The 9,989-nt window shown below is 70.5% G+C and carries 9 protein-coding genes; all 9 read left to right on the top strand.

Going from position 1 to position 9,989, the window contains the following annotated elements; genetic code table 11:
• The first annotated feature begins 19 nt into the window (after nt 1-19).
• The 9 genes from AC27LF_RS17580 (at nt 20) to phnE (ending at nt 9,844) form a co-directional block, all read left to right on the top strand.
• The gene (locus tag AC27LF_RS17580) at nt 20-1,345 is read left to right on the top strand and encodes a condensation domain-containing protein (protein WP_479659461.1); all 1,326 of its coding nucleotides are present in this window, start codon (nt 20-22) and stop codon (nt 1,343-1,345) included.
• Nucleotides 1,342-2,421, top strand: a complete 1,080-nt coding sequence (locus AC27LF_RS17575) for an ABC transporter ATP-binding protein (protein ID WP_479659460.1) — start codon at nt 1,342-1,344, stop codon at nt 2,419-2,421. Before AC27LF_RS17580 ends, AC27LF_RS17575 begins: the two co-directional genes overlap by 4 nt.
• Entirely contained in the window at nt 2,418-3,266 is an 849-nt protein-coding gene (locus AC27LF_RS17570; RefSeq protein ID WP_479659459.1) for an ABC transporter permease, read from the top strand. Before AC27LF_RS17575 ends, AC27LF_RS17570 begins: the two co-directional genes overlap by 4 nt.
• Before the next feature lie 3 nt (nt 3,267-3,269).
• On the top strand, nt 3,270-4,091 hold the full coding sequence (locus tag AC27LF_RS17565) for an ABC transporter permease (RefSeq protein WP_479659458.1): 822 nt from the start codon (nt 3,270-3,272) through the stop codon (nt 4,089-4,091).
• A gap of 61 nt (nt 4,092-4,152) precedes the next feature.
• Nucleotides 4,153-4,983 carry a GNAT family N-acetyltransferase gene (locus AC27LF_RS17560; protein WP_479659457.1) on the top strand — a complete coding sequence of 277 codons (831 nt, stop codon included), beginning with the start codon at nt 4,153-4,155 and terminating at the stop codon, nt 4,981-4,983.
• 53 nt (nt 4,984-5,036) lie between these two features.
• Complete coding sequence (gene tdh / locus AC27LF_RS17555; RefSeq protein ID WP_479662973.1) at nt 5,037-6,065, top strand: L-threonine 3-dehydrogenase; 1,029 nt, start codon at nt 5,037-5,039, stop codon at nt 6,063-6,065.
• Between the two features lie 219 nt (nt 6,066-6,284).
• Nucleotides 6,285-7,229 carry a phosphate/phosphite/phosphonate ABC transporter substrate-binding protein gene (locus AC27LF_RS17550; protein WP_479659849.1) on the top strand — a complete coding sequence of 315 codons (945 nt, stop codon included), beginning with the start codon at nt 6,285-6,287 and terminating at the stop codon, nt 7,227-7,229.
• Nucleotides 7,226-8,077 carry a phosphonate ABC transporter ATP-binding protein gene (phnC, locus tag AC27LF_RS17545; RefSeq protein ID WP_479659850.1) on the top strand — a complete coding sequence of 284 codons (852 nt, stop codon included), beginning with the start codon at nt 7,226-7,228 and terminating at the stop codon, nt 8,075-8,077. Before AC27LF_RS17550 ends, phnC begins: the two co-directional genes overlap by 4 nt.
• 3 nt (nt 8,078-8,080) lie before the next feature.
• Nucleotides 8,081-9,844: a phosphonate ABC transporter, permease protein PhnE gene (gene phnE / locus AC27LF_RS17540; RefSeq protein WP_479659851.1), complete on the top strand. Its 1,764-nt coding sequence runs from the start codon at nt 8,081-8,083 to the stop codon at nt 9,842-9,844.
• Nucleotides 9,845-9,989: the final 145 nt, after the last annotated feature.

The following is a 9,989-nucleotide window of genomic DNA, read 5'->3' as shown; positions in this document are numbered from 1 at the left end:
GCCGGTTGCCGACAGGGCCGTGACCCGGGTACGGGCCGGCATCGCGCAGGGCCGGTTCTGGACACTGGAGCACACCGACCCGGACGAGGCGTCCCTGCACCTGAGCGGGCTGCTCCGCTTCGTGGGGACGGGCTGGCAGCCGGACCGGATCGCGGCCAACATCGTCCGGCTGATCGAGGAGCAGCCGTCGCTCCGCACGGTCTTCGAGGAGACCGACGGGGAGTTGTGGCAGCTCGTGCTCCCCGCCATGACCCCGCCCTTCCAGGTCGTCCACCTGCGGGCGCCGTCCGACGCGAGCGAGGAACGGATGGCCGAGGCCGTCGAGACCGCACGGCGGCTGGCCGACGAACCCTTCGATCTGCGCCGCGGACCACTGTTCCGTGTCGCGATGCTCGTGGTCGACCCCGACGAGTTCTTCCTGCTGGTGACGCTGCATCACCTCATCAGTGACGGCTACTCGATTTCCCTGGTGGGCCACGCCGCCATGCTGGGCACCTCGGGGCCGTTGCAGTACACCTATCTCGACCACGCCGAACGGCAGCGGGCCACGCTCGCGGCCGGCGGCTACGCGAAGGAAGTGGAGCACTGGCGAGAGATACTTCGCGACGCCCCACCGGTCACGACCTTCCCGCTGGACCGGGCACGGCCCGCCACCTGGCGTCCGGAAGGTGCCGTCCTGACCGAGAGGGTCGATCCCGAGATCACCAGACGGGTCCACGCGCTCGCGGACCGATCCCACCGCTCTGCCGGCGCGATCATGGTCGCGTGCCATCTGATCGTGCTGGCCGGCTGGAGCGGCCAACGTGATGTGGTCACGGCCACCGTCACGTGGGGGCGTTCCACGCCAGGCAGCGACAAGGCCATCGGGGTGTTCCGCAATTTCGCCCCCCTCCGCTGGTCCGGCGCCGAGGAAGGCCGGTTCACGGACGTGCTGGAGCACGCCCAACGCGCGCTCTACGACGCGGCGGACAACTCCGAGATGCCGATAGCCGCCCTGAGCGCCGCGCTCGAACCCGCCCCCCCGACGGATCGCGCCCCTGTCTTCCAGACGCTCATCAACCTCCTGATGGTCGATGACGAGGACTACTGCCTGCCGCCTCCCAGGCGGTTGACCTCCTGCACACTCGACATGGTTCTGCACGTCGAGAAATGGTTCGGTACGTACTACCTCAACTGGATGTACCCCAGATCGCTTTTCGACGCCGACTCCGTCGCCCGATTCGACGCCACGTTCCAAAGGGTGCTCCGGCAGGCCGTGGCCACGCCGGACATCCCGACAAAGCGGCTGCTGACCCTGGTGCGTGAGGTGGCACACGACTCCCGTGCGAAGGCTCCCCGATCATGACCGAACTCAGCGAGGCCGGCGTCACGGCCGGCCGGCCCGACGATGTGGCGCACCGGCGTGAGCCGCTGCTCACGGTGGACAACGTGTCCAAGGACTACAGCGGAGGCCGTCGCACCCTCACTCAGCGCCTGCGCCGGGCACCGGACCAGCGCACGGTCGTGCACGCCGTGAACGGGGTCGGCCTGACGGTCGGCCGGGGCGAGGTGCTGGGGATTCTCGGCCCGAACGGAGCGGGCAAGTCGACGCTCGTGCGGATCGTCGCCACCCTGCTCACGCCGACCAGTGGCTCCGTCCGTCTGTGCGGGGTCGACGTCCTCGCACAGCCCCGAAAGGCCCGGCGCCACCTGGGGGTGATGCTGGCCGGCGACCGGGGCGTGTACTGGAAGCTGACGGGCCGGGAGAACCTGGAGTACTTCGCCGCGCTGCACTTCGTGCCCCGGGACCGGATACGGCGCCGGGTGGACGAGGCGCTGGCGGAGGTACGGCTCACCGACAGCGCGAACGACTACGTGGAGCGCTACTCGACCGGCATGCGACAGCGTCTGTGTCTCGCCAGGGCACTGATCCACCAGCCGGAGGTGCTGCTGCTCGACGAGCCCACCTCCGGGCTCGACCCGGTCTCCGCCGTCGAGTTCCGGCGGCTCGTGCGCGGCCTGCGCGGGCGCGGCGCTGCCGTCCTGATCACCACGCACGACCTGGCCGAGGCGGAGGACCTCTGCGACCGGATCGCCATCCTGGACCACGGCACCGTCGCGTTCCAGGGCGACGTCGCCGAGGCACTGACCCTGGTCCCCGGGACCGGCGTGCTGGCGCTGGAGGCCGAGTGCGGGACACGGGACCCGGCGCAGGTGGCCGACTGGCTCACGCGGCACTTCGACGCGGGCCTGGTGGAGCAGCACGAGCGGACCGTGCGCGCCCGGCTGTACTGCGAGTCCACGACCGACCTCATGGACGAGGTGTCCGCGGCACTGCGCGCCGAGGGACTGAAACCGGTGCGCACCGAGGCGACCCGTGTCAGTCTGACGGACGTCTTCTTCTCCATCACCGGCCACGGACGCACCGGGGGCGGCCAGTGAGACCCCGCAACGAACTGGCGCTGCACGCCTGGGCGCTGGTGGCCTCCGCCCGGCGCGAGTGGCGCGTCGCACGACGCTACCCGGACGTGCTGATCAGCGCCGTCGTCTGGCCTGCCGTCACCCCGATCGTCTTCGTCTACCAGGCCCATGCCTTCACCGGCGACGCGGCCGCGAGCGGGGCAGGGCGGCTGCTGCCCTCGACCACCGCTCAACTGGCCGTGTTCCTCTACCTCGGCTGGCTGGTCGCCGCCTGGTTCGGCCTGCTGCTCACCGAGTCCAGTGCCTCGTTGGCCGGACAGCGTGTCCAGGGCTCCCTGGAGACCACCCTGCTCGCCCCCGCCACCAGGCTGACCCTTCTGTTCGGGCCCGCACCGGTACTGATCGCCACCGGGGTCCTGTCGTATCTCGCGGTGATGCTCAGCCTGATCCTGGGGTTCGGCGCGCACGTCCCGCTGTCCTCCGTGCTCGCGGGCGGCGCGGTGCTGGTGCTGGCCGGACCCGCGCTCGCGGCGATCGCCGCCGTGACGGGCACCACCACGCTGTTCATGCGTCGTTCGGGCGGGCTGGTGGACATCGCCCGCGCGGTGTCGGTGGCCTTCTGCGGCTTCACCGCGCCCATGGCGATCCTGCCGGACTGGGCCGAACGGATCGGTCGCCTGCTGCCGCCGACGTGGACGGTCGACGCCCTGCGCAACGCCGTGTTCGGCACATCGTCACCACCCGACTGGCCACGGCTGGCGCTGCTGCTGTCCGGGACGTTCCTCGGCCTGACCCTGCTGGCCCGGGCGGCCTTCGCCGTCGGCGAGCACCGGGGCCGCAGGGCCGGGACACTCGGTGGGATGTGACCTGTGCTGATCCGTATCCTCGCCATCAATGTCCGCAAGGACTTCCGCATGGTCATGGGCAGCCCGCTGGCATTTCTGAACATGACCGCCCTCAACCCGCTCTACCGGCTCATTCTGCCCAGCTACCTGCTGGCCGGCGCCTTCCTCACCCACGGGCAGGCCCTGGGGCTTGAGCGCATCACCGGCTCGGAGAAGTATCAGGGGTTCCTGTTCATCGGCGCGTTCCTGAACATCCTCATGGTCGGAACGATCACGGGCACCTCGATCATGATGAGTGTCGAACGTGGTTCGGGCTCGCTCGAACAGGCGTGGACGACGCCGAGCAGCCGCGCCGCAGCCGCCGCTCCGGTCGCGGTCAGCGCGTTGGCCATCTCGTCGATCGGCGCGGTCTCCTGTCTGCTGCTCGGCGTGGTCGCGTTCGATGTACGCGTCGCCTGGACCACGGTGTACGCGCTGCCCGCCGTGCTCTTCGGGGTCGTCGGCATGGTCGGCGTCAGCTATCTCGTGATGGCCGTGCTGCTGCTCATGCGTCAGGCGCGGGCCCTCCTGGACGGAGCCGGCTTCTTCCTGGGACTGCTGTCCGGGAACCTCTTCCCGGTGACCGTGCTGCCCGCCCCGTTGCGTCTGGCCTCGGACGTCCTGCCCGGCACGTACGCGATCGACCTGCTGCGGCACTTCGCGCTCGGCAGCCGGCCGCTGCTGGACATCCGCTGGGAGTACCCCCTGCTGGTGCTGTGCTCGGCGGGGCTGCTCGTCCTCGGTGTGCTCGCGTTCACCCGCGCGGAGCGGCACATCGCCATGACCGGTGAACTGGGCCAGTTCTGACCCGCCCCTACCCGTTTGACCACGACCCGCTCGGCCGGCCGCACACAAGGAGGACCCCACAGTGGACACCACCGAACGGCAGCGGACCCCGGATTCCGCCGCGCACGAACGAAAGACAACGATCATGGTGAACCCAGGGCACATCGCCGTGGTCGAGTCGACCGACGAACTGCGTGACAGGCTCGCGCACAGCGCATACGTCCGGTACCAGGTGCCGCCCAACGTGCACGCCCCTCAGGGGGGACACATGTGGGCCACGGCGAACGCGGCGGCATCCACGCACACGGGAGAGCGCCTTTTGGTCCATGGAGACCCCCAGGGCGCCGTCGATCTGCTCCTCGGTCTTCTGGACACCTGGCCTGCGGCGCTCGGCGACGGTCCCGAAGAGGTGACCCTGCCACGCGACGCACACCTTCTGCTGCCGGCCCCGCTCATGCCCGACACGGTCCGGCAGTGGGCCTACCGCTGGCTCACCGTCGCACCCGCTCTCATGCCGGACGAGGACCAGGTGCTGGAACTGCGGTTCACCGACCCCCGGCTGACCGGATTCCTGACCGAACACCATCCCACGTACGCCGTCGCTCCCGGTACGCCGAGCATCGTGCGCTGGGCCGGCATCGAGGACGAAGACGGAAACCTGATCGCCTGCGGCAGCCATCAGCGCACCGAATTCACCGGGTTTCCGCAGCTCGGATCCATCGCCACCGCGACAGCACGGCGCGGGACCGGACTCGGAGCGGCGGTCACCGCCTGGCTCAGCCGTCGGGCCATCGACGACATGGGGGTGTGCACGCTCGTCCACCCCTCCGGCAACACCGCGGCCGCTCGCCTGTTCACACGGCTCGGTTACGAGACCGACGACAGTTACACCACGTTCCGTCTGCATCGGTGACACATCCGGCCCCATGCCGGCGGGCCGGAGCCTCACCCACAGGAGCCGTATTCGTGAAGGCGTTGGTCAAGGAGAAGGCGGAGCCCGGGTTGTGGCTCGCGGACGTTCCGGAGCCGGAGATCGGCCCTGGTGATGTGCTGATCGAGGTGCAGCGGACCGGGATCTGCGGTACCGATCTGCATATCAGGTCCTGGGACGGCTGGGCGCGGCAGGCGATCCGTACGCCGCTGGTGATCGGGCACGAGTTCGTGGGGCGGGTGGTGGAGACCGGCCGGGATGTCACCGATGTCCGGCGGGGGGACCGGGTGAGCGGTGAGGGGCACCTGGTGTGCGGGAGGTGCCGTAACTGCCTGGCGGGGCGGCGCCATCTGTGCCGGGCCACGGTGGGCCTGGGGGTGGGCCGTGACGGGGCGTTCGCCGAGTATGTGGCGCTGCCCGCGTCCAATGTGTGGGTGCACCGGGTGCCGGTCGACCTGGATGTGGCGGCGATCTTCGACCCGTTCGGCAACGCGGTGCACACGGCGTTGTCGTTTCCGCTGGTCGGTGAGGATGTGCTGATCACCGGTGCCGGGCCGATCGGTCTGATGGCCGCCGCGGTGGCCCGGCACGCGGGTGCGCGCCATGTGGTCGTCACCGATGTGAGCGAGGAGCGTCTGGAGCTGGCCCGTAAGATCGGGGTGAGTCTGGCGCTGAATGTCTTGGGTGCGTCGATCGCGGACGGGCAGCGGGAGCTGGGGCTGCGTGAGGGTTTCGACGTCGGTCTGGAGATGTCGGGGCGGCCGGAGGCCGTGCGGGACATGATCGCCAACATGACGCACGGCGGCCGGATCGCGATGCTCGGGCTGCCGTCCCAGGAGTTCCCGGTGGACTGGTCCCGGATCGTCACCTCGATGCTCACGATCAAGGGGATCTACGGCCGGGAGATGTTCGAGACCTGGTACGTGATGACGGTGCTGCTGGAGGGCGGCCTGGACCTCGCCCCGGTGATCACCGGCCGGTACGGCTACCGCGACTTCGAGGCGGCGTTCGCCGACGCGGCCGGCGGCAAGGGCGGCAAGGTCATCCTCGACTGGACCGGATAAGCCGCACACAGCGCGACTTCGGTGGCTGGTGCGGGCACGCCCCACCCAAGGGAGGCGGACGCGCGGAGCGTGACGTCGCTTGTGCAACCAAGTCGCGCATTGCCTCGGGGGCTGTTCAGCGGCCCGTAACCTCGTGGCGCGCGGCGACTCATCCGCGATCCAGAGGCTTACGGCACGACCGGCGGTGCCCCGCCGCCCAGCTCCTGTAAGGAACACCGCATGTCACGCCACCTCCGCCCCCATGCGCTCGCCGCCGCCGTCCTGTTGCCCATGGTGCTGACCGCCTGCGGCAGCAGCGCCGCGGGCGATGCCTCGTCCTCCGGCAAAGACAATCCGGGCACCCTGGCGCTCGCGGTGGTTCCCTCCGAGGACGCCACCGCGACGGCCCAGCACTACCAGCCGCTCATCAAGCTGCTCGAAGACGAGACCGGCAAAAAGGTCGTGCTGCAGAAGGCGACGAACTACGCCGCCGTGATCGAGGCCCAGCGCGCGCACAAGGCCCAGATCGCGCTCTACGGACCCCTGTCCTACCTCATCGCCAAGAACAGCGGTGTGGGAATCGAACCGGTCGCCGCCAACATCCTCACCAAGGGCGCCACCCCCGGCTACTGGTCGTACGGCTTCACGCGCAGCACGACCAAGGACGTCAACAGCCTGTCCGACTTCAAGGGCCGCAAGGTGTGCTTCGTCGACGAGAACTCCACGTCCGGCTATCTGTACCCGCACGCGGGGCTGCTGGGGGCCGGGGTGAAGGACGACTCGTACACCAAGGTGATGGCGGGCGGCCACGACGCGTCCGTGCTCTCGGTGGCCCGCGGGAACTGCGACGTCGGCTTCGCGGACAACACCATGGTCGACGACCTGCTGATCAAGCAGGGCAAGCTGAAGAAGGGGGAGCTGAAGAAGGTGTGGAAGTCGAAGGTCATCCCCAGCTCCCCGGTCGCGCTCTCCACCGACCTCAGCGCCTCGCTGCGCCGGCAGCTCGCCGACATCTTCACCAAGAAGGCGAACGCCGACTATCTGAAGTCCAAGGGGTACTGCAACGGCGACGACTGTTTCATCTACGGCTACTGGGGTTTCGTTCCGGTCAAGGACTCCGACTACAAGAGCGTGCGCGATGTGTGCGCCACGACCGGGGACGCCCAGTGCAAGGCGGGTTCGTGACGGCCCTCGGCACCGAGCCCGGTGCACGCGACGGTCATGCCCGGCCGGTGATCCGGCTCACCGGCCTCACCAAGCGGTTCGGCACCGGACCTGAGGCCCGGCTCGCCCTCGACCAGGTCTCCTTCGACGTCGCGGGCGGCGAGGTGGTCGCGCTCCTCGGCCTGTCCGGCTCCGGAAAGTCCACCCTCCTCGCCCAGCTCAACGGGCTGCAGCGGCCCACCTCCGGCACCGGCACCGTGCTCGGCACCGACCTGGCCGTGACCGGGGACGCAGGACTGCGGGAACTGCGCCGCCGTATCGGGTTCGTCTTCCAGCAGTTCCACCTGGTGGGTCGGCTCACGGTCCTGGAGAACGTCTGCACCGGGGCGCTCGGTTCGCTGCGCGGCCCCCGGCTCGGCCTGCTCAGCTACCCGCGCGCGATCCGCGAACGCGCCCTGGACGGTCTTGAGCGGGTCGGCCTCGCCGAGCACGCCTTCCAGCGGGCGGACACCCTCTCCGGCGGCCAGCAGCAGCGCGTCGCCGTGGCCAGATCCCTGATGCAGCATCCCGAACTGCTCCTCGCCGACGAGCCCGTGGCCTCCCTCGACCCCGAGTCGTCCGCCCAGATCATGCGGCTGCTCAGGGATGTCGCGGACCAGAGCCGGCTCACCGTTGTGTGCAGCCTGCACCAGGTGGACGTGGCCCTGTCCTGGGCCGACCGGATCATCGGCCTGCGCCGGGGCCGGGTGGTGATGGACGTCACCACCCGCGCCATCGACCGCGCGGCCGTGATGCGGCTGTACACCGAGGTCGGCGCGGACCCGGCACCCCTGTCCGGGGCGGCCGTGCCCGCCACGGGAGGGAGGTGAGGCATGTCAGCCGTCGATCAGCGCCCCCCGCTCGCCCCCGCGGCCGACTCGGGCGGCCCCGCCGCCCGGCGGACCCTGACCCGCCCGGGCGGCGCGGGACCGGCCGCCGCGATCGCCCTGCTGATCTGCCTGGGCGGCGGCGTCTGGGCCTTCATCAGCCTGCGTCTGAACATCGCCACTCTCGTCGACAGCGCCGGCAACGCCGCCGATTTCACCGGCCGGATGCTCCCGCTGGACTTCCCGTCCGTACCGGAGCTGTTCGGGCTGCTCTGGCAGACCCTCGCCGTCGTCATCACGGCCACGGTCCTCTCGGTCGCCCTGAGCGTGCCGGTGGCTCTGCTCGCCGCCCGCAACACCACCCTCAACACGCCCTGCCGTGCGGTGGCGCGTGCCGTCATCGTGCTGTGCCGCGCCGTGCCCGAGGTCGTCTTCGCCATCGCCGCCTTCCGGGTGTTCGGCCTGGGCGGCATGACCGGCGTGGTGGCCCTCGGCGTGCACTCCGTCGGCATGGTCGGAAAGCTCACCGCGGACGCCGTCGAGCAGATCGACGAGGGACCGCGCACCGCGCTCAAGGCGGTGGGCGCCGGCCGGCTCCAGCAGATCACCGGTGCCGTACTTCCCCAGGTGCTGCCCTCCCTGGTCGCCACCGCACTGCACCGCCTCGACATCAACCTGCGTGTCTCGGTGGTGCTCGGCTTCGTCGGCGTCGGCGGCATCGGCTACAGCCTCGCCAACGCCGTCGCACGGCTCGACTACCGGCGCGCCATGGCACTCGCCCTCGTGGTGCTGCTGGCCTGCCTCGCCTTCGAGGCCGTCTCCGGGGCCATCCGGCGCACCCTGCTGCCCGAGGTGACCGCCCGCTCCCGGCACCGGCGACGGCGCCGGCCCGCGGCGCCGAAGCCCACCGCGACGGCCTCGTCGACGGCTGGTGCGGCCCCGCCCCGGGGCGTTGCCGCGGAGAACACCGGCACGATCGCCGCCGGCCCGCGGACCAGCCCGCCGTGGAACGCGGCACGCGTGCGCCGCACGGTCTGGTGGGCCCTGACGGCGGCGCTCGTCGTCGCCTCCGCCGTGCGCTCCGGTGTCTCCTGGCAGTCCTTGACCAGCGCGGCCGGCTCCTTCCTGCCCACCGTCGGCGACTTCCTGCCGCCCAGCACGGGCGCGATGGGCGAAACACTGGCCGCAGACCTGTGGACGACGCTGCAGATCTCGCTCGCCGGCACGCTGATCGGCCTGGTGCCCGCCGTACTGCTGGGCGTGCTGGCCGCCGGAAACGTGGTCGGGTCGCCGCGCGCGGCACGGTTCTTCAGAACCGTGATCCTGTGTGTGCGGGGCGTTCCCGAACTCATCCTGGCCATCGTCTTCGTCGTGGTCACCGGCCTCGGCCCGGTGGCCGGAGCGCTGGCCCTGGGCATCGGCTCCATCGGGCTGCTCGGCAAGCTGGTGGCCGACTCCCTGGAGGAAGTGGAACCAGGACCCGTCCGGGCCCTGCTGGCCACCGGGGCCCGGCGGCACCAGGTCTTCTTCGGCGCGATCCTGCCGCGCGCCTGGCCCGCTCTGCTGGGACACCTGCTGTACCAGCTCGATGTCAACATCCGCTCGGCCACGCTGCTCGGCATCGTCGGCGCCGGCGGCATCGGCTACGACCTGCTCAACGCCGCCCGGGTGCTGGACTTCGGCGTGGTGACCACCGTGGTGCTGATGGTCCTCGCCGTCGTCCTCCTGGTGGAGGGCATCGCGGTCTGGGTGCGGAAGGTGTACGCCTGACGCCATGCCTGGAGGCGCCTGGAGGCGCCTTGACGTGCCGACGAACGGCCCGCTCTGTCTCGGACGGAGCGGGCCGTTCGACGTTCGTCCCGGACCCACCGCCCCTCTGCCGGGGCGCGGCCGGAAAGGCGCAACAAGTGTTCCT

Source organism: Streptomyces diversicolor (genome assembly GCF_057537855.1).
Note: the sequence above shows the minus strand (reverse complement) of the source record. Positions and strands in the feature narration are given on the sequence as shown.

Bases quoted from the DNA above. Each gene is read 5' to 3' on its own strand.
- AC27LF_RS17575 (WP_479659460.1), top strand. From the start codon at position 1,342: ATGACCGAACTCAGCGAGGCCGGCGTCACGGCCGGCCGGCCCGACGAT.
- AC27LF_RS17550 (WP_479659849.1), top strand. From the start codon at position 6,285: ATGTCACGCCACCTCCGCCCCCATGCGCTCGCCGCCGCCGTCCTGTTG.
- phnE (WP_479659851.1), top strand. From the start codon at position 8,081: ATGTCAGCCGTCGATCAGCGCCCCCCGCTCGCCCCCGCGGCCGACTCG.